The sequence below is a fragment of the Allosphingosinicella deserti genome, assembly GCF_003012735.1.
GTDB lineage: Bacteria > Pseudomonadota > Alphaproteobacteria > Sphingomonadales > Sphingomonadaceae > Allosphingosinicella > Allosphingosinicella deserti.
On record NZ_PXYI01000006.1, the window covers coordinates 193,654 to 220,422 of the forward strand.

General features: G+C 67.4%; 21 protein-coding genes. 12 read left to right on the forward strand and 9 right to left on the reverse strand.

Annotated elements, in window-relative coordinates; all coding sequences use genetic code 11:
• Positions 1-5: 5 nt before the first annotated feature.
• Positions 6-470 carry a RidA family protein gene (locus C7I55_RS18450; RefSeq protein ID WP_158266490.1) on the forward strand — a complete coding sequence of 155 codons (465 nt, stop codon included), beginning with the start codon at positions 6-8 and terminating at the stop codon, positions 468-470.
• 23 nt (positions 471-493) lie between these two features.
• Here the strand turns inward: C7I55_RS18450 and C7I55_RS18455 are convergent, their stop codons facing one another.
• Positions 494-886, reverse strand: coding sequence for a GFA family protein (locus tag C7I55_RS18455; RefSeq protein ID WP_456297920.1), 393 nt, complete (start codon positions 884-886; stop codon positions 494-496).
• Positions 887-1,074: 188 nt separating this feature from the next.
• On the opposite strand from C7I55_RS18455, the gene C7I55_RS18460 reads away from it, so the two are divergent.
• The 3 genes from C7I55_RS18460 (at position 1,075) to C7I55_RS18470 (ending at position 5,887) form a co-directional block, all read left to right on the forward strand.
• A complete protein-coding gene (locus C7I55_RS18460) occupies positions 1,075-3,681 on the forward strand; it encodes a putative bifunctional diguanylate cyclase/phosphodiesterase (protein ID WP_158266491.1) in 2,607 nt (868 codons plus the stop codon).
• Positions 3,682-3,833: 152 nt separating this feature from the next.
• A complete protein-coding gene (locus tag C7I55_RS18465) occupies positions 3,834-4,448 on the forward strand; it encodes a pyridoxamine 5'-phosphate oxidase family protein (protein WP_106514493.1) in 615 nt (204 codons plus the stop codon).
• 11 nt (positions 4,449-4,459) lie between these two features.
• On the forward strand, positions 4,460-5,887 hold the full coding sequence (locus C7I55_RS18470; protein WP_158266492.1) for an SDR family oxidoreductase: 1,428 nt from the start codon (positions 4,460-4,462) through the stop codon (positions 5,885-5,887).
• A gap of 111 nt (positions 5,888-5,998) precedes the next feature.
• Here the strand turns inward: C7I55_RS18470 and C7I55_RS18475 are convergent, their stop codons facing one another.
• From C7I55_RS18475 to C7I55_RS18485, 3 genes are read right to left on the reverse strand one after another with little or no spacing between them, the layout of a single operon-like run.
• A complete protein-coding gene (locus C7I55_RS18475; RefSeq protein WP_106514494.1) occupies positions 5,999-9,076 on the reverse strand; it encodes an efflux RND transporter permease subunit in 3,078 nt (1,025 codons plus the stop codon).
• Positions 9,073-10,350, reverse strand: a complete 1,278-nt coding sequence (locus C7I55_RS18480) for an efflux RND transporter periplasmic adaptor subunit (RefSeq protein WP_106514495.1) — start codon at positions 10,348-10,350, stop codon at positions 9,073-9,075. Before C7I55_RS18480 ends, C7I55_RS18475 begins: the two co-directional genes overlap by 4 nt.
• Positions 10,351-10,352: 2 nt before the next feature.
• On the reverse strand, positions 10,353-11,882 hold the full coding sequence (locus C7I55_RS18485) for an efflux transporter outer membrane subunit (RefSeq protein ID WP_106514496.1): 1,530 nt from the start codon (positions 11,880-11,882) through the stop codon (positions 10,353-10,355).
• An 83-nt stretch (positions 11,883-11,965) separates the two neighbouring features.
• Here C7I55_RS18485 and C7I55_RS18490 point away from each other — a divergent pair, with 83 nt between their 5' ends.
• The 3 genes from C7I55_RS18490 to phoB all read left to right on the forward strand — a co-directional run bounded on the left by C7I55_RS18490 (position 11,966) and on the right by phoB (position 14,451).
• Entirely contained in the window at positions 11,966-12,508 is a 543-nt protein-coding gene (locus tag C7I55_RS18490) for a TetR/AcrR family transcriptional regulator (protein WP_146151071.1), read from the forward strand.
• A 124-nt stretch (positions 12,509-12,632) separates the two neighbouring features.
• Positions 12,633-13,733: a DUF475 domain-containing protein gene (locus tag C7I55_RS18495; RefSeq protein WP_106514498.1), complete on the forward strand. Its 1,101-nt coding sequence runs from the start codon at positions 12,633-12,635 to the stop codon at positions 13,731-13,733.
• 19 nt (positions 13,734-13,752) lie between these two features.
• Positions 13,753-14,451, forward strand: a complete 699-nt coding sequence (gene phoB, locus C7I55_RS18500; RefSeq protein WP_106514499.1) for a phosphate regulon transcriptional regulator PhoB — start codon at positions 13,753-13,755, stop codon at positions 14,449-14,451.
• 4 nt (positions 14,452-14,455) lie between these two features.
• Here phoB and C7I55_RS18505 read toward each other — a convergent pair whose 3' ends face one another.
• Both C7I55_RS18505 and C7I55_RS18510 read right to left on the reverse strand, forming a co-directional pair.
• Positions 14,456-14,863, reverse strand: coding sequence for a hypothetical protein (locus C7I55_RS18505; RefSeq protein WP_106514500.1), 408 nt, complete (start codon positions 14,861-14,863; stop codon positions 14,456-14,458).
• Between the two features lie 82 nt (positions 14,864-14,945).
• Positions 14,946-15,341 carry a helix-turn-helix domain-containing protein gene (locus C7I55_RS18510; protein WP_233222288.1) on the reverse strand — a complete coding sequence of 132 codons (396 nt, stop codon included), beginning with the start codon at positions 15,339-15,341 and terminating at the stop codon, positions 14,946-14,948.
• A 100-nt stretch (positions 15,342-15,441) separates the two neighbouring features.
• On the opposite strand from C7I55_RS18510, the gene C7I55_RS18515 reads away from it, so the two are divergent.
• Positions 15,442-16,296, forward strand: coding sequence for a class I SAM-dependent methyltransferase (locus C7I55_RS18515; protein WP_106514501.1), 855 nt, complete (start codon positions 15,442-15,444; stop codon positions 16,294-16,296).
• On the opposite strand, the gene C7I55_RS18520 is transcribed toward C7I55_RS18515, so the two are convergent.
• Genes C7I55_RS18520 through C7I55_RS18530 form a run of 3 tightly spaced genes read right to left on the reverse strand, consistent with a single transcriptional unit; the run spans position 16,268 to position 20,462 of the window.
• The gene (locus C7I55_RS18520) at positions 16,268-17,734 is read right to left on the reverse strand and encodes an oligosaccharide flippase family protein (RefSeq protein WP_106514502.1); all 1,467 of its coding nucleotides are present in this window, start codon (positions 17,732-17,734) and stop codon (positions 16,268-16,270) included. The two genes, C7I55_RS18515 and C7I55_RS18520, sit on opposite strands and share 29 nt — an antisense overlap.
• Positions 17,731-18,705: a polysaccharide deacetylase family protein gene (locus C7I55_RS18525; protein ID WP_106514503.1), complete on the reverse strand. Its 975-nt coding sequence runs from the start codon at positions 18,703-18,705 to the stop codon at positions 17,731-17,733. The genes C7I55_RS18520 and C7I55_RS18525 overlap by 4 nt, the downstream gene beginning before the upstream one ends.
• Positions 18,702-20,462: an arsenate reductase/protein-tyrosine-phosphatase family protein gene (locus tag C7I55_RS18530; protein WP_158266493.1), complete on the reverse strand. Its 1,761-nt coding sequence runs from the start codon at positions 20,460-20,462 to the stop codon at positions 18,702-18,704. The genes C7I55_RS18525 and C7I55_RS18530 overlap by 4 nt, the downstream gene beginning before the upstream one ends.
• 78 nt (positions 20,463-20,540) lie before the next feature.
• Here C7I55_RS18530 and C7I55_RS18535 point away from each other — a divergent pair, with 78 nt between their 5' ends.
• From C7I55_RS18535 to C7I55_RS18550, 4 genes are all read left to right on the forward strand, one after another.
• A complete protein-coding gene (locus C7I55_RS18535) occupies positions 20,541-21,521 on the forward strand; it encodes a glycosyltransferase family 2 protein (RefSeq protein ID WP_158266494.1) in 981 nt (326 codons plus the stop codon).
• Between the two features lie 329 nt (positions 21,522-21,850).
• Positions 21,851-24,454 carry a glycoside hydrolase family 3 protein gene (locus C7I55_RS18540; protein ID WP_106514506.1) on the forward strand — a complete coding sequence of 868 codons (2,604 nt, stop codon included), beginning with the start codon at positions 21,851-21,853 and terminating at the stop codon, positions 24,452-24,454.
• Positions 24,455-24,746: 292 nt separating this feature from the next.
• Entirely contained in the window at positions 24,747-25,754 is a 1,008-nt protein-coding gene (locus tag C7I55_RS18545) for a LacI family DNA-binding transcriptional regulator (protein WP_199192910.1), read from the forward strand.
• Positions 25,755-25,765: 11 nt separating this feature from the next.
• The gene (locus tag C7I55_RS18550) at positions 25,766-26,731 is read left to right on the forward strand and encodes a Gfo/Idh/MocA family oxidoreductase (protein WP_269845225.1); all 966 of its coding nucleotides are present in this window, start codon (positions 25,766-25,768) and stop codon (positions 26,729-26,731) included.
• Positions 26,732-26,769: the final 38 nt, after the last annotated feature.

Genomic DNA, 26,769 nt, shown 5'->3' on the forward strand with positions numbered 1-26,769 from the left:
GCGACTTGGTTGCTATCGCGGGCGCGGCATTGCTGGGTGCTGTGGTGGTGAGCGCTACGGCCGCCGGGCAGTCGGTGGAGAAGGCCGACCCGCCCGGCGTCGCCAAACCTCTGGGAGGCTACAGCCACGTTGCGAGCGTTCCGCCGGGCGCGCGCATGCTCTATGTCGCAGGCCAGATCGGCAACCGCCCGGACGGCACGCTCCCGGACAGTGTCGAGGACCAGATCGTGCAGGCCTATGAGAATGTCCGGATCATCCTTGCGTCGCAGGGCGCGCGGCCCGATCATATCGTCAAGGTCACGGTTTATGCCGTGGCGCGGCCGACCGACATGGCCCGGTTGCGGGCCCATCGCGCGATGATGTTCAAGGGCATGGCGCCACCGCCCAGCACCTGGGTCTATGTCAGCGGGCTCGCCCGGCCCGAACATCTCGTCGAGGTCGAGGCGATCGCCGCGGTGCCGGTGCGGTAGGTTCCTCGATCATATGCGCAGTGTCATTGCGGGCGCTGCGGCAGGCCGTCCGCGATGTCGTAGTAATCGCCCTTGTCCGCGGCGAAGATGTGCATCTCGATATGGGTCCGGGTCGGCGTGTCGAATGCCCCCATCGCGACCGCGATCACGTCCTTGGCGATCGGCTTCCAGAACAGGCTGGCGCCGCAGGTGGCGCAGAAGCCCCGCTTCACGCCTTCGGACGATTGGAACCAGGTGACGTTCTCGGAGCCCTCGAGCCCTAGGTCGGCTTCCTTGAGGTCGGTCGAGGCCCAGTAATGACCGGATGTCTTGCGGCACTGGCTGCAATGGCAAGCGTCGGGCGCCTTCAACTGCCCCTCGATCTCGAACCTCACGGCCCCGCAAAGGCATGATCCCCTGTGTATCGCGTCGCGCATCTTAGTCCTGACTCTAGGTCGTAACGTTCCCGCCGCGGATCTTCCACGCCGCGCGCTCAGCCGCAACCCCTTCGCCCTCCTGCGCTCCTCCGCCCTCCTGCGCCGACGCGACTACGCAGAACGCCGATGAAGGGCGTTAACGGGCTCCTGATCCTTCAGTGACACAGGTCGGATGGGAGGTTTCGGAGGTGGTGACGCTGCAACGCGAATTCGATCGGCAAAGAGTTGGGAGGACGATCCGCCGTGGCGGCATGGGCCGTCTGCGCACGCGCATGCGTGTCACCGCGCGCCACGCGGCGAGGTTCGGCATCGAGATCGTTCTCCTCGGTCTCATGGTCGCCACCGTCTGCCTGGTGATCTGGCAGGATTCCCTGCTTCGGCGCACGCTGGTGATCGACCCGGTCAATACGCGCGGCTTCGTCGGCCATGTCTACGGCGACAAGGATCTCGACGGAAATTCGGAGGGACAGCTCGATCCTGCAAGGCCGCTGGCCTGGTCGTGCATCCTGCGGACCGCCTATGAATATCCCTTCTGCGGGTTCGAAATCCTGTTCGATCCCGACAGATTTGCGCGTGGGTATGATTTCTCGCACGGCGGCACGATCACCATCGACCTCAACTACCAGGGGCCCGGGGATCGGCTGCGTATTCACCTCAAGAATCACGATCCGCGCTACAGCCTCCCGGGTAAGAACGAGAGCAACAAGTTCAACCGGGTCGAATTCCCGGTCCGTCAGGGATTCCAGCGGATCGAGTTGCCGCTCGACCAGTTCGCCGTTGCCGATTGGTGGGTGAACGGCAATCGCATCACGCCCGAGCTTGCCAGTCCGCAGTTCGACAATGTCGTGTCCGTCGATCTGCAGACGGGAAGTGCCCCCGGTGCGGGTCCGCATCGCTTCCGCGTCGATCGGATCACGTTGGAGGGCGCGCTGATCTCACCGGCGCACTTCCATCTCATTCTGCTCGTCGGCTGGCTGCTGCTGATCACTGCCGTCTCGGCGCGGCGCATCGCGCGCCTGAAGAGCGATCTCGCCTACCAGCGGCAGCTCGAGCACGAAGCGGTGCGCAGGGCGGCCGAAGCGGTGGCCGCGGTGGCCGAGCGCGAGGCCGCCCAGTGCCTCGCCGAGGAGAGTCGACTGCGGGCGGAGCGCGGCGCCGCCCGCGTCCAGCGCGTGCTCGAAAATACCAGCGACTGCGTGTTCTCTGTGGACAGCGATTGGTGCTTCACGTTCCTCAACGACAAGGCGCGCGAGCAGCTTGGCGCCAGTGCCGAGATCGGGACCTCGTTGCTCGATCTCTTCTCGAGCGATCAGCGCCAGGCGTTCAGCCATTGCTTCCTCCAGGCGCTGGCGCATCGCCGCCCGGCATCGCGCGAAATCCACTTTCCGCCGCGCAATGCCTGGTACGAAATGTGCGTGGTTCCCGAAGACGATGGACTTACCGTGTTCTTCCGGGAGATCACGGCGCGCAAGGCGACTGAGGAGCAGGCGCGCTGGCTGGCCACGCACGACAGCCTGACCGGGCTTCCGAACCGGCGTCTGTTCCAGGACCGTGTCGATGCGCTCGCCGGCGAGGGGAAGTCCGCGTTCGCCTTGCTGATGATCGACATGGACGATTTCAAGCAGGTCAATGACACGTTGGGCCATGACGCCGGCGACGCGCTGCTCTGCGAATTCGCCGAGCGGCTGCGGAGCGCGGTGCGTCCCGGGGATCTCGTGGCCCGGCTCGGCGGTGACGAATTCGCGATCATCCTCACCGGCGTCGCGAGCGGGTCGGCGGTCGAGCAGGCTTCCGCACGGTTGTTCGAGCGCCTGCGAGCACCGCATGTGCATGCGGGCGCCGTCCTGGATTTGAAGGCGAGCATCGGCGCAAGCCTGTTCCCGACCGATGGACGCAGCCGCGCGGAACTGCTGAAACATGCCGACATCGCCGTGTACGCGGCCAAGGCCGACGGCCGCGGCAATCTGAAGCTGTTCGAGCCGGAAATGCGATCCGCCATGCAGAGCCGGATGTCGATGGTCTCGCTCGCCCGAGACGCGCTCGCCGCCGATCGGATCGAGCCCTGGTATCAGCCCAAGGTCGATCTCAAGACCGGCCGGGTGATCGGCTTCGAGGCCTTGCTGCGCTGGCGCGATGCCGGCGGGCGCGTCCACGGCCCCGACACGATCGTGGCCGCCTTCGATGACCCCGCCGTTGCCGGCGCGATCAGCGAGAGGATCATCGACAGCGTCGTCACCGACATCTGCCGCTTCCGCGCGGCCGACCTGCCCTTCGGCCACGTCGCGATCAACGCGTCGGCGGCCGAGTTCCGCTGCGGCCGGTTCGCCGATCGCCTGCTCGGCCGGCTTGCCGCCGCGGCGATCGCGCCCGAACTCGTGCAGATCGAAGTGACCGAGACCGTGTTCCTCGGCCGCGGCGCAAATGCAGTCGAACAGACGCTGGCGCGGCTGAGCCAAGCGGGGGTGCGGATCGCGCTCGACGATTTCGGGACCGGCTACGCCTCGCTGTCGCATCTCAAGCAATTCCCGGTCGACATCCTCAAGATCGACCGTTCCTTCGTACGCGACGTCGCCACCAGCGAAAATGCGGCGGCGATCGTCTCGGCGGTGGTCAATCTGGGCAGGAGCCTGGACATGGACGTCGTGGCCGAAGGCATCGAGACGGTGGAGCAAGGGAGCTGGCTGATGGCGATGGGGTGCGCGCTGGGGCAGGGCTTCCTCTACTCCCGTGCCGTTCCGGCCGACGCCGTCCGCGCACTGCTGCTGGCCCTCCCGGCGCGGCAGCAAGCGGCCTGATCGCACCGAGGACCGCCGCCGCAAGCGACGAACGCCGCCTCGGCAGCGATATGGCACAAAGCGGGTAGGAACGACCGCGCATCCGACCTGTTCTTTCGTGGACGATCTCCGGCGCCGCCGAGCGGCGCCTTCGTGCAGGAAAGGAATGCCGCATGGCAGAAGATAGCAAGGCCGACGTGTGGGCGATCATCGCCGATCAGCGCATCGCGATGCTGACCGTCGAGGAAGACGGCAAGCTCACCAGCCGTCCGATGGGCAGCATTGCCCGTCCCGAGGAGAACCGCATCTATTTCGTTACCCGCCTGGATTCCAAGGTCGGCGAGATCGGTGGCTCGGCCCCGGTAAATCTCGGCTATTCCGACACCCACAAGAACACCTATCTGTCCATTTCGGGCACCGCCCGGACCAGCCAGGACCGCGAGAAATTGCGCGAGCTCTGGTCGATGTGGGTCGAGGCCTGGCTGCCGCAGGGGCCCAACGGCGAGGATGTCGCGCTGATCACGATCGAGCCTGAAGATGCCAAGCTGTGGGATTCGACGAGCAGCAACCTCATCTACACCGGCAAGGTGCTGAAAGCAGTCGCCACCCAGACGCCGCCCGACGGCGGACGTGTCGAGGAAGTCGACATGGGCGGCGCTGGACAGAGCGGCGGCTTCATCGGCAGCGGCGCTCGGCCCGACGCGCAAACCGCGCGCGATTACGACAAGGCGATGCGTCAGGGCAGCGACGAGCTCGAGGCGCCGAGCATGGGTGGCCCGACCGCCTGAGGAGAAACAGGATGGCGCCGCGCCTCAAGTCCGTCCGCGATCAGACCATCGTCATTACCGGTGGGTCGAGCGGCAACGGTCTGGCGACCGCCCGCGCGGCGGTCGCGCGGGGCGCGGCGGTCGTGATTGCAGCGCGGAACCGCGAGGCGCTGGAGACGATCCGGGACGATCTCGGTGCGGGCGGCGGCCGGGTTGCGATCTGTGCCGCCGACGTGGCGATCGAGGCGGAAGTCGAGCGGATCGCCGCCACTGCGATCGAGGTGTTCGGCGGCTTCGATTCCTGGGTGAATTGCGCGGCCGCAGCGACCTACGGCTCCGTCGAGCAAGTTCCGATCGACGATCAGCGCCGAGTCTTCGAGGTCAATTATTTCGGGTTGCTCAAGGGCTCGCTCGTCGCGCTCGCCCACTTCCGTGAACGCGGTGGCGGGGCGATCATCAACGTCGGATCGGTGCTGTCCGATCGGGCGATGATCTTCCAGGGTCCCTACTCGGCATCCAAACATGCGGTGCAGGCGGTGACCGACGCTTTGCGCATGGAACTGGAGCGGGAAGGCGCACCGGTATCGGTGACGTTGATCAAGCCGGGATCGATCGCGACGCCCTATCCCGAACATGCCCGCAGCTACATGGATGCGCCTCCGCGTCTGCCGCCGATGCTCTACGATCCGGCGCTGGTCGCCGATGCGATCCTTCATGCCTGCGAGGTGCCGCGCCGCCAGCTCTATGTCGGCGGGAGCGGCTATCTGATTTCGCTGATGGGCCGCGCCGCACCGCGCATGACCGACTTTGCGATGGAGGCGCTTGGCGTCTCCGCCCAGCAGAAGCCCGGCGATCCCGGCGACCCCGCCAAGCGGGACAATCTCTACGAGCCGCGGGCGGACGGAGAGGTCCATGGCGCGCAGGACGTCCATGTCCGCCGCACCAGCCTATTTCTCGAAGCGCAGAAGAGCCCGTTCCGGCTGCCCTTCGCGGCGGCGGCGGCGGGGATCGAGCTGATCGGAGCCGTCGCCGAGCGCATGTCGGCGCGGCGAAGCGGCCACGCCGCCGACACGACCATCCAGGAGACGAGAATGACCCGCTTTGCCGATCGCTTCATCGACGCGTTGCGCCACCTCGAGGAGGGCGGCGAGACCGGGACGATCGTCGGCCTGTTCGCCGACGGTGCCGAAATCTCCAATCCGCTGGTCAAACACGAGGCGGGCGGGCAGGACGCCGCCGAGCGCTTCTGGAGCAGCTATCGCGGTGCGTTCACACAAATCCGGTCCGAATTTCGAAAGGTCGTCGACGTCGACGGCAGCGCCTTCCTCGAATGGGTGAGCAGCGGTACCTCCGCCAAGGGCGTCCCGTTCCGCTATGGCGGCGTCAGCGTGATCGAACATGACGGCGAACGGATCAGCAGCTTCCGAACCTATTTCGATACGGCGCAGGTCGGCGGCTGAGCCATTAAGGCGCCCCCGTGTCGCCAAGAAACGGGGGCGCCACGCGCCAGGCACGTGACACCATGATGGTGCGTGCCGTCGAGTGCGGCAATCTGGCCGAAAGGCCGTGTCTTACGCGCTCCTGGCTTCCGGTTCGGTGATGAACCGCCGCAGCTTGGGGGCGATCCGCTGCTCGAGGCGGTCGATTACCTCGTAAACCACGGGCACCAGCACCAGCGACAATGCGGTCGAGCTGATCAGTCCGCCGATCACCGCCACTGCCATCGGTTGACGGAAGGCAGAGCCTTCGCCGAGGCCGATCGCGGTCGGCAGCATCCCGGCGGCCATCGCGAAGGTGGTCATGATGATCGGGCGGGCACGCTCGTGGCAGGCATGGACGATCGCATCGCGGCGGCTGGCGCCCTCACGCTCGCGCTCAATCGCGAACTCGACCAGCAGGATCGAGTTCTTGGCGGCGAGACCCATCAGCATCAGGATGCCGATCAGCACCGGCAGGGTGAGGTCGAGCCCGACCAGCAGCAGGGCCAGGAAGGCGCCGCCGATCGACAGCGGCAGGGCCGAGAGGATGATCAGCGGCTTGAGGAAGCTGCGGAACAGCAGGATCATGACCGCAAGGATCATGAACACGCCGGCCGCCATTGCCGCGCCAAAGCCGAGGAACAGTTCCTGCATCTGCTCGACGTCTCCCGTCGGCGTGATGCTCACGCCCGGCGGGAGATTCTGGAGTACCGGCAATTTGTCGACGGCGTCGGTCGCCTGGCCGAGCGTGATGCCGAGTGGAATGTCGGCCTGAACGGCGGCACGGCGCTCGCGGTTGAAGCGGTCGATCCGGCCGAGGCCTGGCTGAAAGCCGATGTCCGCGACCGCGCCGAGCGTCGTCGTCCCGCCGGATGCGGTCGGCACCTGCATCGCCTCGATCGTGCCGAGCTGCTGCCGTGCCTCGAGCGGGATCCGGACGCGGATCGGCAAGCGGCGCTCGCCCTCGGTGAACATCGCGACGTTGGCATCCATCTCGCCGATCGTCGCCACCCGCGCGGCGGACGCGATGGTCTGAGCGCTGACGCCGAGCCGCGCCGCTTCCGCAAGCCGCGGACGAATGACGAGCTCGGGCCCTGGCGGCGGGGTCGCCGGACGAGGGTCGGCGACCTGGGGGATGCCGCGCATTTCCCGCTCCAGCTGCAGCAGCGTGCGTTCGAGCAGCGGCCCGTTCTCGCCGGAGAGGACGATCTCCAGATCGGGGCGTCCCCATTCGCCCTGGGTGACCACGCGCGCGTCCGGTATCCGGCGCAGCGACGGGCGGATCTGGGTCTGGAAGGCCTCGGTGGTCACGTCCGCATCCTCCTTGAGGATCACGGTGATCGTCGCCCGGCGCAGGTCGGCGCCGCTCGCCGCATTGGTGCTGGCACCGGTTTGCGAAAACACCCGGGCGACCGCCGGATTGGAGCGCATCAGCCGCGTGGTCGCCTCGACGATCCGCTCCATGTCGGCCTGGGTCGCCCCGGGCGCCGCCTGCGCCTCGAGGAAGATGTAGCCGGGATTGCTCGGCGGCATGAAGCCGGCCGGGATCAATCCCGCAAGCATGATCGAACCGGCGAAGAAGAGGCCGCCGAGCAGAACCGAGAACTTGTGATGGTTGAGCGCCCAGCCGAGGCTCCTGGCATAGAAGGGCCGCATTGGGCGCTCCTCGTGCGCCTTGCGGCTCGGCTTCAGGAAGTAGGCGGCGAGCAGAGGTGTGAGCAGGCGCGCAACCAGCAGGGAGCAGAGCACGGCAGCCGCAACGGTGAGGCCGAATTCCTTGAAGAACTGGCCCACGGTTCCGCCGAGGAACGAGACCGGCGTGAACACGACGACGATCGCCATCGTCGTCGCGATCACCGCCAGACCGATCGCGTCGGCACCTTCGAGCGCGGCCTGATAAGGACTCTGGCCGCGCTCGATCCGCTTTTCGATATTCTCGATCTCGACGATCGCATCGTCGACGAGGATCCCGATCACCAGAGTGAGCGAGAGCAGGGTTACGACGTTCAGGGTGAAGCCGCACAGCCACATCGCCACGAAAGTCGGCAGCAGGGACAGCGGCATCGCGAGCGCGGCGATCACCGTCGAACGCCATTCGCGCAGGAACAGGAAAACGATCAGCGCAGCCAGCACCATGCCTTCGACGAGGACGTGAACGGTCGCGGTGAAGCTCTCGCGAGTCTCGGTCACCGTCGAGACGATCAGATCGATGGTGACGCCCGGATGCGCCGCGCGCAGGCGATCGAGTGCGGCGAGCACCTGGTCCTCGACGGCGACGTCGCTGGCCGCCGGGCTCTTCATTACCTGGAACGCGATCACCGGCCTGTCGTCGAGACGGGCGAAACCCTGTTCTTCCCCGGCGCCGGCGCCGATCGACGCGACGTCGCCGAGGAGGACGACCCGGCCGGCCACCGGAATCTCGACGCGCCGGATCTGGTCGATCGATTCGGCGGCCCCGAGCACGCGGATATTCTGCTGCTGCCCGCCGACCCGCGCCTGTCCACCGCCGGTGTCGACGAGCGATACGCGAAGCGCCTCGTTAATCTGGGCGGCGGTGGCTCCGTAGGCCGACATCCGACCGGGATCGAGGACGACATTGATCTCTCGATCGACACCGCCGACCCGGGCAACCTGTGCGACGCCGGGCCGCGCCATCAGCTCGCGCGCGATCGTGTCCTCGACGAACCAGCTGAGCTCGGTTTCGCTCATCCCCTTGGCCGAAACTGCATAAGTGAGGATCGGTGCGGCATCGATTTCGAGGCGTCGGACGATCGGCTCTTCGATCTCGCGCGGCAGCTCGCTGCGGATTTCGTCGATCGCACGCTGGACGTCATCGGTGGCGCGCTGGGGATCGTCGCCGACCTCGAACTCGATCGTGGTCAGCGATGTGCTCTGGGTGATCGTGGAGGTGACGTTGTCCACCCCGGAGACGCTGGTCACCGCGTCCTCGATCAGCCGGGTCACCTGGGTTTCCAGCTCCTGCGGCGCGGCGCCTTCCTGGATCACCGAGACCTGAACCACCGGGAAGGAGACGTCGGGGAATTGCTTCACCGGCAGGAACAGATAGGCGGCAATTCCGGCGATGCTGAGACCCACGAACAGCACGATCACCGGGATCGGGTTCCGGATCGCCCAGGAAGAGATTCCGGCGACGCCGTGATGCTCGGTCATCGGCCGGCGCCCCCCGCGCCGGTCGCACCCGCGGCACCCGCCACAGGGCCGCCGGTCTGACCCGATTGGCCGCTTGCTCCGGCTTGCGGGGGTGTCAGGGCGCTCCCGCCGCCGCGGGTCGCCGCCGGAGCATTCTGCGCGTTTGCGGGCCGCGCCGGCGCGCTCGGAGCGGAAGCGCCGCCGGTGCTGGCGCGAGCGGTGCCGCGCACCGGCCGTACCTGCTCGCCTTCAAGCACGAAGGCACCGCCGCCGAGCAGCACAATGGTGCCGACCGGCGGACCCGAGACGATCTCGACCCAGCCACCGGCACGGCGTCCGGTGCGGACGGGCATGCGATGGGCACGGTTGCCGGCTCGGAGGACCATCACCGACACGCCTTCGGCATCGAACCGGAGCGCGTCCTCGGGCAGCGCCGGCGTCTGGCTGATCGCACCGTTGAAATTGGCGCGGCCGAAGCCGCCAACGCGGAGAACGGGCCGGGCCGGCAGGGCGATCAGCACGGCGCCGAGCCGCGACTGTCCGTTCACCTCGGCAGAAAGAGTACGGACGTTGCCGGTCACCGTCTCCCCGCTCGGCAACTCGACCTGGGCGGGCTGGCCGACCCGGATGGTGCCGAGCTCTGTCTCCGGCACATCGGCCTGGAGCTCGACGAGGCCGCTGCGCGCGATTCGGAACATCGGAGTTCCTCCGACCGCAGCGATGTCGCCCGGGCGCACCGTGCGCTCGAGGATACGCCCGGAAACCGGCGCGTTGATGGTCAGGCGGCCGAGCCGGGTGCGGAGTTCGGCAATCTGCGCTTGCGCGGCGCGAACCTGCGCCGCCGCCGTCGTCGCCGCGGTTCGGCGCTGCTCGATCTGCTCGGTCGCGACCACGCCTTCGCGGTCGAGCCCGGCGACACGCGCCGCCTCGCGACCGGCTTGCGCGGCCTGCGCGCGCTGCTGGGCGAGATTGGCCTGCAGCTCGGCAATCTGGGCTTGGAGCAGGGTCGGATCCATGCGCACCAGCGGCTGGCCGGCCCGGACGAAATCGCCTTCCTCGGCAAGCACCTGAGTGACCCGGTAGCCGCCGACCTCGGCCCCGACCGCCGCTTCTTCGCGCGCCACCAGCACGCCGGACGCGGTGATCCCGCCGAGCAGGGGGCGAAGCTCGATCCGGGTGACGCTCACGTCCCGCAATGTGCTTTCCGCCTTGGGCGCGGCATCGTCGTCGCTGCCGCACGCGGCCAGGGCCAGGCAAATTGCGATCGCGGTCGCGCGCAAAATCTCTCTCCTCATCGTCATCGGCTTCGCACCGGCTGCGGTTCGGGCGACCAGCCGCCGCCAAAGGCCCGGAAAGTCTGGACGCTTCGGCGCAGCGCCTGGGCGTGGGCCCCGGCCGCCGCCGATCGGACGCTGCGCCAGGCGCGTTCGGCGTCGAGCACCGTCGTCAGATTGTCGATGCCGAGTTGGTAGCGTCGCTGCGCTGCGTCGTAGGCGACGCGGGCGCGCGCCTCGCCGGCGCTCAGCACGCCGAAGCGGTTGCGATCGGCCTCGAGCAGGGTCAGCGCCTGATCGGCCTCGGAATAAGCGGTCTGGACGGCGCGTTCGTAGGCGAGCACCGCCTGCTCGGCACGCGCGCCGGAGGCACGCAGTTCGGCCAGCAGCCGACTCCGATCAAGCACCGGCAGGCTCAGGCCGATGCCGAACGCCCAGAAAGCCGTGGTGCTTTCGAAGGTGCCGCGCTGCAGGCCGAGACCAAGGCCGGGGCGAAGCGAGATGCGGGGAAACAGCTCGAGTTCCGCTGTGGTCAAATTGCCTGCCGCGGACTCGATCCGCGCTTCCGCTTCGCGCACATCCGGCCGGCGGACGAGAAGGTCGCCGGGAATCAGGGCAGGGGGCGCCGGGATCGGGCCGAGCACCGGCGCGACCGGCACCGTGTCGAGATCGGCACCGGCATTGCCGGTAAGCAGCAGGATCGAACGCCGCAGCGTCCTCAGCTGCGCATCGAGGTCGCGAAGCTGGGCCGAGGCCTGGGCGACGTCTGCCTCGACCCGCGCCGCATCGGCCGTCGGGGCAAGTCCGCGCTCGCCCTGGATGCGAGCGACGCGGAGCAGATCCTCCTGGATTCGCAAGGTCGCGCGCGCATCCTCAAGCTGGACGGCAAGCGCGCGGGCCTGGAACAACGTGTCGGCTATCTCCGCGGTCACCGCCACCCGCGACGCCTCCGCATTGAACCGCGCGGCAGCGAAATCGCCTTCCGCCGTGCGCCTGGCGGCGCCACGACGTCCGAGGAAATCGAGCTCGTAGCTGACGTTGAAATCGAGGTTGGCGGTGCCGCTGAGCCCGCTCGGCGTCAGCGAGAAGCCGGACGGAATGCCCGGTATGTCGACGCCCTGCTGCCCGCCGAGATCCTCGGTCTGGCGGACTTCGCCGCTGCCCTCGATATTTCCTTGCGGCCCAAGCTGCGCCAGCGAGGCCGAGCGAAGACCGCGCGCTTCCTCGAGGCGGGCGAGCGCGGTGCGGGTGTCGAAGCCCTTGGCCAGCGCCTGGTCGACGAGGGCGGCAAGCTGCGGATCGTCATAGGCGGTCCACCAGCGGTCGAGCGGGATGGTCGCGCCCGCGACGGTTGCGGCGTCGAACACCTGCGGCAGCCGCACCTCCGGAGGGCGCGGAGTCCGTCCGGTCGTGCAGCCCGCGATGAGCGCCACCGCCAGCAGCAGCGGAACGCAGCGCACAGCGGACGCCGGGCCCCCCGGCACGACGCGAGTCTCGGCAACTTCTTTCCCCCCGATGACGTTGGATCCGCCGGAGGCGGGCGCATCGGACATGGTCGAACCCTAACTTATGATATACCATGTATCATAAGTAGGCCGGATGGCCGGCGCAAGCAGCTTGTTGGGAGCGGGTCTGAGTGGTCGACGCCAGGATTGGAAAGACACGCGCGGCACTGGCCGCGGCCATGCTCGAATTGATCGCGGAGCGGGACTTTTCGGCGATCACTGTGGCCGACATCGTCGCCAAGGCGGACGTCGGCTACGCGACCTTCTTCCGCCACTATCAGGACAAGGAAGGCTTGCTGTTCGACGCCGCCGACCGGCTGATCGACGAGCTCCTGCCGACGATGTTGCCGGCCTTGCGGGACGAGGACACGCGCAGCGCCTCGATCGCGCTCTGCCGTTTCATCAACGATCGCAAGGCGATCTGCCGCGCCTTGTTCGCCGGCGGCGCCGAACCGCAGGTGCGGCGCATCCTCACCGAACGATCGATGGCTCGTGCCGAGACCACCGGTCTGCCCGACCCGCCCGGTCTGCCGTTCCGGCTCGCAATCACCCATTCCGTCCGCGCGACGCTCGGCATCCTCGCCTGGTGGTTCGACGAGGCGCCGGACATGGATTGCGAGGAGGTCGGCGCGATCATCGACCGTCTGGTGATCGCGCCGGTCCGAAAGGGCTGACCCTGTCCGGATCGCCTCGTTGCGGGACGGGCCTCCACGCAAAGGTTTGATGCGCAGGCATCCTCGACTATGAGCGCCCCGTTGCAACCCGTGCGCGACGCGTGCCTGCAGGGAAAAGGTTGAGATGCTGAGCTACTTCAAGGGCGCGTTCCTGTTCACGATCGTCTGCCTCGGGCTTGCCGTCTGGCTCGGCTGGGAGACGACGGGGAGCGTCGTCGGCACGGCCGGCCTGCTCTGGATCGTGATCGTCCTCAGTATCCTTGAAGTCTCGCTGTCGTTCGACAATGCGGTCGTCAATGCTTCCGTGCTGAAGGAAATGTCGCCGGTGTGGCGGCAGCGATTCCTCACCTGGGGTATCGCCATTGCAGTGTTCGGCATGCGGATCGTGTTCCCGCTGCTGATCGTCGCCATCGCCGCCCGTCTGGGGCCGATCGAGGCGCTGAAGCTCGCGGCCGGCAACCCCGCCGAATATGAGCGCATCATCACGAGTGCCCATGTCGGAATCGCCGGCTTCGGCGGCGCGTTCCTGGCGATGGTCGGCCTCAAATTCTTCTTCGATCGGGACAAGGACATTCACTGGATCGGCCTGATCGAACGCCGCCTGGCAAGTCTCGCCTCGGTACATGCGATCGAAATCGGCGTCGTCCTGCTGAGCCTTTACGGCGTGTCGAAGCTGCTGCCGAGCGAGGGCGAGGCGCTGACCTTCATCGTCGCCGGCATCTTCGGCATCCTCGCCCACCTCGCCGTCGAAGCGGTCAATTCACTGCTCGAGCCGGACGCGCATGCGATTGCCGGCGGTGCCGCCCGATCGGGCCTGGCCGGCTTCCTGTACCTGAACCTGCTCGACTCCGCTTTCTCGTTCGACGGCGTGATCGGTGCGTTCGCTCTGTCGAACAACATCTTCGTGATCGCGCTCGGCCTCGGCATCGGCGCGATGTTCGTCCGCTCGATGACGATCATGCTCGTCGACAAGGGCACGCTCGCCCATTACCGCTATCTCGAGCATGGCGCCTTCTGGGCGATCATCGCACTTGCCGTGGTGATGCTGCTGTCGGCGCGCTTCCATATTCCCGAAGTGATCACCGGCGTGGTCGGCGCCGTCTTCATCGGCCTCTCGCTTTACGGATCGGCGCGCTACAATCGCCGTCATCCCTCAGACCCGGTTTTCGGGACGCTCGACGATTGCAGCCCGGTCCGCCCGGACGGCAGCGAACTCAAATCCTGACGGCGGCGAAGGACAAAGAATGAACCGCGGACGTTTGCTCCTCGTCGAGGACGACAAGGCCCTGTCAGAGCTGCTCCTGTTCAACTTCCGCAAGGAAGGGTTCGAGGTCGAGCATACGACGGATGGCGACGAGGCGCTGATGCTCGCCGAGGAGCGGGCCCCGGACGTCGTCATTCTCGACTGGATGATAGAAGGGGTGCCGGGGATCGAGGTCTGCCGACGCCTACGGCGGCGCGAGGGCACGGCCAACGTGCCGATCATCATGCTGACCGCCCGGGGCGAGGAGACGGACCGGATCCGCGGTCTCGAAACCGGCGCCGACGATTATGTCACCAAGCCGTTCAGCCCGCGCGAGCTGATCGCCCGGGTTGGCGCCGTGCTCCGGCGCGTTCGCCCAGCGCTTGCCGGCGGCTCTTTGAGCTTCGCCGACCTCGAAATGGATGTCTCGGCGCACAAGGTTCGCCGCGGCGGTCGTACCGTGGCGCTCGGGCCGACGGAGTTCCGGCTGCTTCGGCACTTCATGGAGCATCCGGGCCGGGTCTTCTCGCGCGAGCGGCTGCTCGACTCGGTGTGGTCGCACGATGCCGACATCGAGGTGCGCACGGTGGACGTCCACATCCGCCGCCTGCGCAAGGCGCTGAACGAGGGCGGCGAGAAGGACGTGATTCGGACGGTGCGGTCGGCGGGCTATTCGCTCGACGAGGCGGAGAGCGACTGACGCTCTACGATTTGAATGTCGGCAGCGCGGGCATGCCGTTGTCGGCATCGGCGATATAGGGCGCCGCAGCCCCGGTGATCCCGGTTGCGGCGATCGCCCGTTTCACCCGGCCCTCGCAGCGGTCCCGCAATTCGAGTGCGACCGCCATGGCCGGTACCCGCACCGTCACGGCGACTCCGATCCTCCGACGATCCTTGGTGAGGTGCTTGCCGACGACGAGCGTGCCGGTCAGATCCATCTTCATGTCGACTTCGGTGACCAGCAGGTTCGCTTCGCGGCACTCGTTGCGCATTACGCTCGCGCATTGCCGCATCAGCGCCCCGACCTGGTAGGTTGCCGGCACGTCCAGGGTCGCGATCACGACGATGCGCAACGTGAGCATCTGCGATTGCGGAATGGGACGATAGAACACGCGAGCCTCCTGCCGAGCGGTCACCAGCTTGGCGCGGCGATGGTTAAGGAACCGCAAATGTCAGCCGAAAGCATCGCCTGCGTCACGTGAATTTCGCCGGCGCGTGCGGAGCCCTGGATGCCGCACCCTTGAGAATTCGGCGGAACTTCGGGCAGTCCAGGTGGCTCGGCGCCGGGCATGCCGCCGCGTGGCGAAGGCCGTCGCGCAGAATTGCCAAACGGCGGATGGTCTCGTCGAGCGAGTCGGCCTTGGCGGTCAGCATGGCGCGATCGATCCGCGGCGTTCCGTCCGCCGCGAACATGCTGCCGATCTCGTCGAGCGAGAAGCCGGCGGCGCGGCCGAGCGCGATCAGCGCCAGCCGTTCGAGCACGCCGGGATCGAACAGCCGCTTCAGTCCCCGCCGCCCGATGGACGCGACCAGCCCCTTCTCCTCATAATAACGCAGCGTCGAAGCAGGGCACGCTGGAGCGCTTCGCAACCTCGGATATGTCCAGATCCCGCACCCTATTGACCTCAAGTCGGCTTGAAGTGGCAGAATGCCCGTTCCGCAATCCGCAGACAAGGTATGGAGACGAAGAATGGCCGAACCGCGAAGCGTCGAGAACGAACAGGCCGCGCTCTGGAACGGCACCGCCGGTCAGGCCTGGGTCGCCTTGCAGGACCTCCTCGACCGCTTGTTCAAGCCGATCGAGGAGGATCTTGCACAGGCCCTCCGAGAAGCGCCCGCACGTTCGGTGCTCGACGTCGGCTGCGGGACCGGCGCGACGACGATCGCGATGGCAGGCGTGCTCGGCGCCGGTCGCCGGTGCACCGGCATCGATATTTCGGCACCGATGCTCGAATTGGCGCGGGCGCGCGCTGCGCATGCGGGCGTCGACGCCGCCTTCATCCGTGCCGATGCGCAGAGCCACGCGTTCGATGCGGCTGCATATGATCGGATCGTGTCCCGGTTTGGCGTGATGTTCTTCGGCGATCCGGTGCGCGCCTTTGCGAACTTGCGCGATGCCGCGCGCCCAAATGCCGAGCTCCGGATGTACGCCTGGCGCAGTCCGGAGGACAATCCGTTCATGACCACTGCGGAGCGCGCCGCGGCACCCTTCCTACCGGCGCTGCCGGCGCGAGATCCGGAGGCACCGGGGCAGTTCGGCTTTGCCGACCCGGATCGGGTGCGGGCCATCCTGGAACAAGGCGGCTGGGGCGACATGGACATCCAGCCGATCGACTTTGACCTGACGATGCCGAAGACGGACCTTGTTCGCTACTTCACCCAGCTCGGCCCGATCGCGCGCCTGCTGCCGACCGTCGAGGACGCAGTTCGTGCCCGGACCCTCGACGCCGTCCGGGCCGCATTCGAGCCGTTCGTCGCGGGAGAAGAGGTGCGTTTCGTGGCGGCGTGCTGGCGGATCAGCGGCCGAAAGCGAAGCGTCGCCTGAGCGAGCCGAACAGCAAGGCCGCTTCCTGCTCGGCGCCAGGCGGGCGGCCCGACGCCAGCCAGAGCAGGAAGAGCGACGACGCGTAGACTCCGGCCCCGATCGCCACTTGGATCAGGAGATCGGGGAAGGGGTGCCCGGTCTCGACGACGAGCAGCCGCATCAGCACGAACGCCATGGCGGCGGCGGCGAGCAAGGGGCGGAGCAGGTTTGCGGCAAGGCTGATTGCGCTGGTCTTGGCATCGATGGCGAGCAGAAGGATGCCGACGGTGAGCATCGTCGCGTTGACGCCAAGCGCGGCGATCGCGACCGCTTCGGGACTGCGGAAGAGATAGGCTGCGGTGCCGACGCCGAGCGCAGAAAGGAGGGCGCCGGCAATGTTGAGCAGCGCCGCCCGCCGCGCCTGGCCCGAGGCCTGGAAGACGGAGCCGACCATCAACGACACCGCCTGCACGCCGGTGTACAAGGCGATGATCCGCATCAGCGGCGTCGCAGGCAGCCATTTGGCGCCGAGCAGGACCGCGATCGTATCCGGCGCGGTCGCAACCAGGCCGGCGGCGAGCGGCGCCACTACCGTCGCATAAGCACCGATCACGGTCGCGACGCCGGCGCTGCCCTTGGCGTCGCCGCGGGCGACGGTGACGAAGGTCACCCGGTTAAGGGCCGTGGCGATTTCCTGGGTAAAGATGCTCGAAAGGTCCTTGGATACCGAATAGAGGCCGATCGTTGCCGGCATCGCGAAGCGGCCGAGCACCAGCCGCTCGATCTGCGCTTGCACCCATTCGGAGAAGGTGCTCACGAACATCCACAGCGACACGCCGAGGATCTCGACCCGTCGGGCGAGGCTGAACCGCGGCCGGTACGGATGGGCGATGTAGGTGCCGATCATCCAGAAAATGGATTGTGCCACCATTCCGATCACCAGCGCCCAGTAATTGCGCAGCACGAACGCGGCGATCAGCGACACCACCAGAGAAGCGACGCGGACTCCGAGCCGCATCGCCATGTCGCGGCCGAAGGTCATGTCGCGTTCGAAGTCGACGATGCCGATGTTGGAAACGGCAAGCGCAACCATGCGCAGCGACATCACCCAGAGGATGCCGGTCACCGCGGGGATCCGGTAGAAGCTCGCCGCCAGCGGCGCGATGGCGAGCATCGCGATCGCCAGAACCAGGAACAGGATGAGCTGGATCGTCCAGGCGGTGTCGTAATAGGAGCGGTCGGGATCCGGCACACGGAGCAGGGCCTGTCGCAGGCCGATCCATCCGAACAGTTCGACGAACGCCGCCGCCGAGAGGGCGATTGCGACCACGCCGAAATCGCTCGGCTGCAGCAGCCGCGCGAGCGTCACCACCGAGATGAGGCCGATCGCGCGCACGCCCCATTGCATCGCCACGGCGAGAAAGGCGGAACGATAGAGCGTGGCGCGGCCGATGGTCATGCCGCCGCCGCCCTTGTTGCGATCAGGCTGTCGCGATACCGGGTGAGGGTGGTGAACTCGCCGCCGAGCACGTCGCGGAAATGGAGCAGGACCTGCTCGATGCGGGCGACGAAGTCGCGTAGGTCGGCCCCGCTCTGGACGTAAGGGGTGTGGCCTGGGGCGAGGCTCGGCGAGTGGTAGGTCAGGGTGAAGAACCGCCGGCCCGATCCGACCATCGCATCAAGCAACCGGCATTGTTCGGCGGCGGAAACGCCTTCCGGAGACAGACGCGACCGCGCCAGCAGTCCGCTGCGGGCGAGGAGCCCTGGCACGCGCAGCCTTCCGGCACGCGGGCTGTTCAGCACCCGCTGGAATTTTGGTCCCGCATGGGCCAGCAGGCCGAAGAAGCCGCTGGTCAGCGGCACTTCGAGCAGCTTCTGCGCGTCGTCGAGCCAAAAGGGCTGATCGGGCGTGTTGCGGTAATCGGGCCCGCCGTCTTCGGCGAAGTTCATCCACGGGACGTAGGAGCAATCGATCGCATAGCCGAGCTCGGCCAGCACCGTGGCGGTGTTCTTGCCGAAACCGTAGCGGCCCGCCTTGAACACGGTCGGACGGCGACCGAAGGCGCTCTCGATCGTCTCCGTCAAGGTCACGATCTTGGCGCGCTCGAGCGCTGCCGGCAGATTGCAATGATAGGAATTGCGCCGGGTAACCTCTTCCTCGTGCGGCGGCGAGACCCAGGGGTGGAGATGGGTGCCGATCTCGGCACGCCCGGTCCGCTGAAGTCCCGTAAGGAAATCGACTGCCCGGGGGTCGGTCGCCACCGGATGATCGATCACATAGGTCGGCACCATGCCGAGCGGATCGTAGACCTCATGGATGAGGGCCTGCGCAGGAATGCTGCTGGTCGCACGATTTTCGCGTGCGAACGGCTTCGTCCAGTCGAACTCCTCTTCCGTGTCGACGACGATCGCGAGCTGCGGCCTGGTCATCGCGCGGCTCCGCGAATACCGGCGACCAGCCTGTCCACGGCTTCGTCGATCTCGCCATAAACACGGGCGAATGCCTCGGGCCCGTGGCCGTAGGGATCGCCGATCTCGGCGCGGCCGGTGAGATCGGGGAGGCGGAGCAGGTTGATGTCGCCATTGAGGCCGAGACGGTGGAGCTCGTCGACATTGCGATCGTCGAACACGATCACGGCGCCGGCGGCGCGGGCCTGCTCGACGTCCAGGAAGCGCGAGCGATGGCCTGCGAGATCAGTTCCCAGGGCGCGCGCTGCCGAGATCGCCTGGTCCGGCGAGCGCCGCCCTTCGAGCCCGATCGTCCCGGCGGAGACGATGTCGAGATCAAGCCGCGCGGCGGTCGCCTTGGCGCGCAGCCTCTGCTCGGCGAACGGGCTGCGGCAGATATTGCCGTGGCACAACATGACGATGGCGCGCCGACCCTCGTGTCCGCGGGCATGGAGCCGGCGCAGCGCCGCCCTCGCCCGCCGCCGACGGCGCGACGCCGACGTCAGGCGCTTGGCGAGTGCGGCGAAGATGGTTCGCGCCATTTGTCCGCGCTGGCGATGCCACGGCGCCGGATCGTCGGCCGCATGGCTGTCGAATTTGCGGCCGAACGGAAGCGCGAGCGCAAGCCGCCCCAGGCCGACCGCAGCCCTTCCGATCTTGCCTGCGGAAGATGTCGCCGCCGAGGCCGTGCGCAGCACCCGATAATATTCGCCGCCGAGATCGCGCAGGACGAGGCCGATGCGAATATCGGCGCCCGGCTCGGCCGCGCCAGCGACGTAAAGGGCGGCAGCGGCGGCCGGGAAATCGGCGCCTGAGGCGACGGCGAGGGGGAGGGAGCCCCAGAACCGGCAATTCACCTCGAGCAGGATGAAGCGGCCGCTTTCCGGCGCCCGCCGGAACTCGAACATGGCGACGCCGTGCAGCGCCGTTGCCTTCGCCAGCGCGGCAACAGCCTCCATCAATCTCGCATCGAGCGGCTCACCGATGCGCGAAGAACTGCCGCCCGTTTCTGACGCTTCGGCGAGGCGGCAGTGCTGGAAGGCAAGCACGATCGCGCCGCGATCGGCCAGCACCGACACACCGACGCCTTCGCCCCTGAAGAAGCCTTCGACGAGCCAGGTGCTGCGATCCCGGATCTCCGCGAGGGTCTCACGCAGCTGAGGGACGTCATGAACGATCCGGACCGAGTCCTTCGCGCCGGCCTGTCCGAGCGTGTAGGAACTGCGCGGCTTCAGGGCGAGCGGGAGACCGAAGCGCTCTTCGAGGCTCTGGGCATCGTCACGGTCATCGAGCGGCTTGCCGGGGGCGATCGGCACCCCGAGCGACGCGGCCAGGCGCCGCGTTTCCGCCTTGTCGAAGAAGGTCGCCATTGCCTCTTCATTGGGCAGGGCAAGCGCCGGTCCGGCGAACGAGGCGGCGTGGCGCTGCAGCGGGATCAGGCCGCGATCGTCGCAGGGTATGACGAGATTATAGTTCTGCAGCCCGATCAGATCCTGCAGCCGCGCCACCCATCGATCCGCGGAGAGCGAATAAGGCGGCAGCCGATGGATTTCGCGGATGTACCGAGAGGCGAGAGCCGCGGAGGAGAAATCATAAGGCGCGGCATCGACCTCCCAGCCGGCGCGCCCGAGCGAGCGGACGATGGCGAGGAACGACCGCGTGTCGTCGCCGATGACGAGTGCGCGCATGATCAGGGCCGCCCCAATCGAGGCGCGCAGGTTCGACGCAACTTCACTCACTCCCGGCTTCGATGCCGCGCCGGCCTAACCCTCCCGTGGTATACATCCTCTAAAGATTTGCCGGTTAAGAGCAGGGTCGTGCCGCTCTTCTCGATCCTTCTCGCCACGCGCGACCGCCCCGTTCTCTTCGGGGAGGCACTCGCGTCGGTGCTTGCCCAGCATTTCGAGGATTTCGAAATCGTCGTCGTCGACGACGGCAGCGATCCGGCCCATCTGCGGGACTATGATTCGGCGCTCGCCGCGGCCGCGGCGCGGCCCGTGACGCTTCGCCATCAGCGTCTGGTTCGCCGCCCGAACGGCCACGGCCAGAGCTATTCGTTGAACGTCGCCGCCGCCTGTGCAACCGGCGAGTATCTGGCGATCCTCGACGACGACGACGTCTGGACCGATCCCGATCATCTCGCCCGCGCCGCACGATCGATCGCCGGGGCGCCGCGAACCGAGCTCTACATGGCCAATCAGCGCGCATATCGGCTGGGCGAAGCCGTCAGCGAGGATCTTTGGCTTTCCCAGCTTGCCGGGCGCCTTGGCGACCGGGACTCGGATGCGGAGGGCAGCTGGCGCCTTACCCTCGACGATCTGATGGCGGTCGAAGGCTTCTGCCACCTCAACTGCCTGATCGTGCGCCGAAGCCTGTGGGAAAAGGTCGGCGGGATGGATGAGGCGATACGCTGGGAATGCGACCGCGACGTCTACATCCGCCTGATCGACGCTGCGACCGGGCCGATGCTGCACCATCCTGCGATCGTCTCCCGCCACAACATTCCCGATCCGAGCAAATCCGCCAACATGACGACGGCCCTATCGCTGGCGGCGAAGCGCCTCCAGCAGCTCCGGGTTGCCGACAAGACCGCCCTGTTCGCGCGTCATCCGGCAGTGAGGCGGGCCGGGCGCCGGCACCGCACCTGGACCTTGCAGAAGCTTGCGCAGGAATTGGCCGACGCTGGCGATTTCCCCGCTGCCGCCCATTATGCGCGCGCCGCCGTCGCGGACAGTCTCTCGCCGGCCTTCGCCGCCAAGGCCGCAATCTATTCGCTGAAGGCACTGGCCGGGCGGTAGAGCGGCATCCCCGGCTCTCTCTCTCTCTCTCTCTCTCTCTCTCTCTCTCTTCCTTCCTTCCTTCCTTCCTTCCCCGTCATACCGGCGAAGGCCGGTATCTCAGCGCGCTACGGGCGTCGGCGTTCTTCACCCGCGGGATACCCGGCCAGCGCGGTATGACGTTCAGTGGCGAGTTGGACGGTTCATTTGTAACCGTTTCCATCGCTTCCTCCTCCTCCCTTGCGTGGTGACAGCGTTGTCACATACAGACCCAGACGAACCGGTTGTCGAAGGCCATCCGCACGAGGAGCCACGACTGCGCCGGCCACGGGGATGACTGAGGAACTGCCATGAAGATTTCCGCTAACGTGCGCCCGGCACAGGGCCAGGCCTGGACTCGCGCGCTGGCGCTGGCGCTGCTGCTCGGCACTGCCGCCTGCACCGCGGCGACGACGGAGAGCGGCGTGGAAACGGCTCCGGCAGCGCCGTCCGCCCCCGCGGATGCGCCGGCGCAGCAAAGCGCGTCCGCGGATCACGTCCGCTGGCCGAGCGTGAAGAGCGGAGTCGCCCGCGATCCGGCTGTGGAAGCGCGGGTCGAGAAGATCCTCGCTGGAATGAGCGTGGAAGAGAAGGTCGCCCAGACCATCCAGCCGGACATCGCCTCGGTCACTCCCGCGGACATGCGGCGCTACAAATTCGGATCGATCCTAAACGGCGGAAATTCGGCACCGGGCAACAACGAGACCGCACCGGCCCGGGAGTGGCTGGCGCTCGCCGATGCCTTCTGGGACGCCGCGATGAGCGCTGAGTGGGCCGGCGAGAAGATCCCGCCGATCTGGGGCTCGGACGCCGTTCACGGCCACACCAACGTGGTCGGCGCGACGATCTTCCCGCACAATATCGGTCTCGGGGCGATGCGGAATCCGGATGTCATCCAGAAGATCGGCGAGGTCACCGCCGCCGAAATGGCGCTGACCGGTATCGACTGGGATTTCTCGCCGACGCTCGCAGTGGTTCGCGACGATCGCTGGGGCCGCTCCTACGAAGGCTTCTCGGAGGATCCGGAGATCGTGCGCTCCTACGCCGGCCGCATGGTCGAGGGCCTGCAGGGCCGCCCCGGCACGCCGGGTTTCCTCGGTGCCGGCAAGGTGATCTCGTCGGCCAAGCATTTCGTCGGCGACGGCGGCACTTCGGCCGGCAAGGACCAGGGCGACAACCCATCCACGCCCGAGGAATTGCGCGACATTCACGGCGCCGGCTACCCGCCGGCGATCGAGGCCGGGGTGCAGGCGATCATGGCGTCCTTCTCCTCCGTGCGCGGCGAGAAGACGACCGGGGACCGCGATCTGCTCACCGTCGCCTTGAAGGAAGATATGAATTTCGACGGCTTCGTCGTCGGTGACTGGAACGCGCACGGCCAGGTGCCGGGCTGCTCCAACACCTCCTGCTCGGCGGCGATGAATGCCGGGCTCGACATGTACATGGCGCCGGACAGCTGGCGCGGCCTCTATGATTCGACCCTTGCCCAGGTGCGCTCCGGCGAGATCGCGCAGGCCCGTCTCGACGAAGCGGTGCGCCGCATCCTGCGTGTCAAGATCCGCGCCGGCATGTTCGAGAAACCCAAGCCATCGGCGCGCCCGATGGCCGGCGAGTTCAATCGCCTCGGCTCCCCCGAGCATCGCGCCGTAGCCCGGCAGGCGGTGCGGGAATCGCTGGTGCTGCTGAAGAACCAGAACAAGCTGCTGCCGCTGTCGCCCAAGCGTAACGTCCTGGTGGCCGGCGATGGTGCCGACAACATCGCCAAGCAGTCGGGCGGCTGGACGATCACCTGGCAGGGCACCGGGATCAGCAACAAGGATTTCCCGAACGGCCAATCGATCTTCGGCGGCATCGCCGAGACGGTGAAGGCGGCCGGCGGCACCGCCACTCTGAGCACGGACGGCAGCTACAAGAGCAAGCCCGATGCAGCGATCGTGGTGTTCGGCGAAGAGCCCTATGCCGAGTTCGTCGGCGATCGCCCGACGATCGAATACAGCCCCGCCGACAAGAAGGATCTGGAGCTTCTCCAGAAGCTCAAGAAGGCGGGCATTCCGGTGGTCGCGGTGTTCCTTTCGGGTCGGCCTATGTGGGTCAATCCGGAGATCAACGCCTCCGATGCGTTCGTCGCGGCGTTCCTGCCGGGTTCCGAGGGCGGCGGTGTCGCCGACGTCCTGTTCGCCGATGCCGCCGGCAAGCCGCGCAACGACTTCAAGGGCAAGCTTTCGTATTCCTGGCCGAAGCGCGTCGACCAGTCCCCGCTGAACCGCGGCGATACCAATTACGACCCGCTCTTCGCCTATGGCTTCGGCCTCACTTATGCCGATGCCGGCAATCTGGCACCGCTTTCGGAGGAGCGACCGGCAGGTGCCCGCACCGGTGCCGACGGCGTGCTGTTCGGCCGCGGTACGGTGCCCGGCGGCTGGACGCTCGGCCTTCGGGACGAGGGTGGCCCGGCCTCGCCGGTTGCCGGCAATGCCGGCGCGACCGGCACCGGCCGGCTCCGCGTCGCCGGCGTCGACCGCCGCGCGCAGGAAGATGCCCGCCGCTTCACCTGGAGCGGACAGGGTTGGGCCGCCGCCCAGATCCTTGCCGCGCAGCCGATCGACTTGACGCGCGAGGCCAATGGCGAACTCAGCCTGATCCTCGATTACCGCGTCGACGCGGCGCCGAGCGCGCCCGTGACGATCGGCATGGACAATGCCACTCTCCCGATCGGCGGCCTGCTCCGGGCCGCGCCCGTCGGGCAGTGGGCCAGCGTCGCGATCCCGCTGCGCTGCTTCGCGACCGCTGGAGTCGACATGAGCCGGATCGCCATTCCGTTCTCGTTTGCCACCGCCGGACGGCTGACTCTCTCGATTTCCGACGTCCGTGTCGCCAGCGCCGCCGGCCCGCAGGGACGCTGCGGGCAGGAGTAAGGTTCGACCCCGATCCGGAGCACGCAGGGTGCCGCGGAATTGACCCTTAAGGGGAGGTGCCGGTTGCCGGTGCCTCTCGATCCTGTAGAACGAAACGAAACAGGCCAGGGGGATGAGTGGGAAGAAATTCGATCGTCGGTAAGCGGGCCGCCTTTTCCTGGAACGGCGGCCAAGCGGTGAGCAACGGTGTCCCGTTACCGACGCCGATGTGCGTTTCGGCGGCACTGATCGCCGTTGGCAAACGCCAGCTTTGCGGATCCAGTCTTAGCGTGCCTGAGGCGGGAACCGCCTGATGGCACGCACCACGATCGACGATGTTGCTGCCGCCGCCGGCGTGTCGATCAAGACGGTGTCGCGCGTGCTGAACGACGAGCCGGGGGTGCGCACCGAAACCCGCGGCCGGGTGCGCGAGGCGATTGCCAGTCTCAGCTATCGCCCGAGCCTGCCGGCGCGCAGCCTTGCCGGCAAGCGCTCGAACCTCATCGGTCTCGTCTACGACAATCCCAGCGCCAATTATGTGTTCGACGTCCAGAGCGGCGCGATGGCACGGTGCCGCGATGCCCATCTCCGCCTGTTCATCCAGTCGTGCAACGATCTCGGCGGCGAAACCGTCGAGGAGGTGCTGGCGATGATCGACCAGACCCATGTCGACGGCCTCGTCGTTACGCCGCCGCTTTCGTCCGACGCGGCGTTGATCTCGGCGCTTGAGGAACGGCGGCTGCCCTTCGTCCGACTTGCGCCCGACGATACCAGCCGCGGTGGCCCCTGCGTGATCATGGACGACGAGGCGGCGGCCCACGACATGACCGAGCATCTGCTCGATCTCGGCCACCGCCGGATCGGCTTCGTCGCGGGCCACCCCGAACATCCGTCGAGCCGGCTTCGCCGCCAGGGCTACCAGGCCGCGCTCGACGCGGCCGGTGTCGGCGAGAACCAGCCGATCGAGCAGGGTTTCAACGACACGGCGTCCGGTTACGAGGCTGGCCGGCGCCTGCTCTCGGCAAGCAAGCGGCCGACGGCGATCTTCGCCTCGAACGACGACATGGCGGCGGGGGTCGTTCAGGCCGCGCACGAGCTCGGCATCGACGTGCCGCGCCAGCTGTCGGTCGCCGGCTTCGACGACAGCCAGATCGCGGCGATCGTCTGGCCGGCGCTTACCACGATCCGCCAGCCGGCCTATGAGATGGCCTTCGCCGCTGCCGGCCTGCTGATCGATCTCGTCCGGGATCGGCCTGCACCGGCAGTCACTGAACTTGCTTATACGTTGGTCCAGAGAGGATCGACGGCGGAGGCACCTTGATACGAGTTGGTTTGATCGGCCGCGGTATGGCCGGCACTGTTTTCCATGCACCGTTGATCCGCGCAGTCCCCGAATTCGAGCTGGCAGCCATTGCAGGTTCGGCCGAGGCGGCGGCGTTGATCGCCGACCCCGCCATCGATGTCGTCGTGATCGCGACTCCCAACCGGAGCCATTATCCGCTCGCCGAAACCGCCTTGCGTGCCGGCAAGCATGTCGTCGTCGACAAGCCGCTGACCGTGACCTCGGCCGAGGCAGTGGGGCTGATCGCGCTTGCCGCGGAGCAGAAACGAATGCTCACCGTCTTCCAGAATCGCCGCTGGGACGGCGATTATCTGACGGTGAAGGACGCAGTGCGCAGCGGCCGGCTCGGCGAGATCGCCTTGTTCGAAGCGCATTGGGATCGCTTCCGACCGGCGATCAAGCCGGGCTGGCGCGAGACGCCGGCAGAGGGCGCCGGGCTGTTCTTCGATCTTGGCGCGCATTTGATCGATCAGGCGCTGCAGCTGTTCGGAACGCCGGAAGCGCTCACCGCGGACATCGGCGCGCAGCGATCAGACGCCGAGGTCGACGATTATTTCCGGCTGACGCTTCATTACGGGCGGCTGCGCGTCAATCTGTCGGCGGCAACCCTGATCGCCGCGCCGCGGCCGCGCTTCGCCGTTTACGGCACCGGCGGCGCGCTGGTGAAATACGGCCTCGACCCGCAGGAAGCAGCCCTCAAGGCGGGCATCGATCCTCGGTCACCCGGCTTCGGCGAAGAGGGTCCGGACCTCTACGCGACCTTCACCGGTGCTGACGGGGCAGAGGAACGGATACCGGCGCAGCCCGGGCGCTACGTCGCATTCTACGAGCAGGTTGCCGCCGCCCTGTGCGACGGTTCGCCGGTGCCGGTCGAGCCGGCGGACGCACGCGCGGCGCTTCGGATCATCGAATTGGCGCGGGAGAGCGCGCGGGAGCGGCGCCGCATCGCGATCTGAGCTCGAAGGGGGCCGTCCGACTCAGCGAACGGCCCCTT

Excerpts from the sequence above, each read along its gene's own strand:
- C7I55_RS18515 (WP_106514501.1), top strand. The coding sequence starts at position 15,442 with ATGGCCGAACCGCGAAGCGTCGAGAACGAACAGGCCGCGCTCTGGAAC.
- C7I55_RS18520 (WP_106514502.1), bottom strand. The coding sequence starts at position 17,734 with ATGACCATCGGCCGCGCCACGCTCTATCGTTCCGCCTTTCTCGCCGTG.
- C7I55_RS18540 (WP_106514506.1), top strand. The coding sequence starts at position 21,851 with ATGAAGATTTCCGCTAACGTGCGCCCGGCACAGGGCCAGGCCTGGACT.
- C7I55_RS18465 (WP_106514493.1), top strand. The coding sequence starts at position 3,834 with ATGGCAGAAGATAGCAAGGCCGACGTGTGGGCGATCATCGCCGATCAG.
- C7I55_RS18545 (WP_199192910.1), top strand. The coding sequence starts at position 24,747 with ATGGCACGCACCACGATCGACGATGTTGCTGCCGCCGCCGGCGTGTCG.
- C7I55_RS18480 (WP_106514495.1), bottom strand. The coding sequence starts at position 10,350 with ATGAGGAGAGAGATTTTGCGCGCGACCGCGATCGCAATTTGCCTGGCC.
- C7I55_RS18485 (WP_106514496.1), bottom strand. The coding sequence starts at position 11,882 with ATGTCCGATGCGCCCGCCTCCGGCGGATCCAACGTCATCGGGGGGAAA.
- C7I55_RS18470 (WP_158266492.1), top strand. The coding sequence starts at position 4,460 with ATGGCGCCGCGCCTCAAGTCCGTCCGCGATCAGACCATCGTCATTACC.
- C7I55_RS18525 (WP_106514503.1), bottom strand. The coding sequence starts at position 18,705 with ATGACCAGGCCGCAGCTCGCGATCGTCGTCGACACGGAAGAGGAGTTC.
- C7I55_RS18475 (WP_106514494.1), bottom strand. The coding sequence starts at position 9,076 with ATGACCGAGCATCACGGCGTCGCCGGAATCTCTTCCTGGGCGATCCGG.
- C7I55_RS18455 (WP_456297920.1), bottom strand. The coding sequence starts at position 886 with ATGCGCGACGCGATACACAGGGGATCATGCCTTTGCGGGGCCGTGAGG.
- C7I55_RS18495 (WP_106514498.1), top strand. The coding sequence starts at position 12,633 with ATGCTGAGCTACTTCAAGGGCGCGTTCCTGTTCACGATCGTCTGCCTC.
- phoB (WP_106514499.1), top strand. The coding sequence starts at position 13,753 with ATGAACCGCGGACGTTTGCTCCTCGTCGAGGACGACAAGGCCCTGTCA.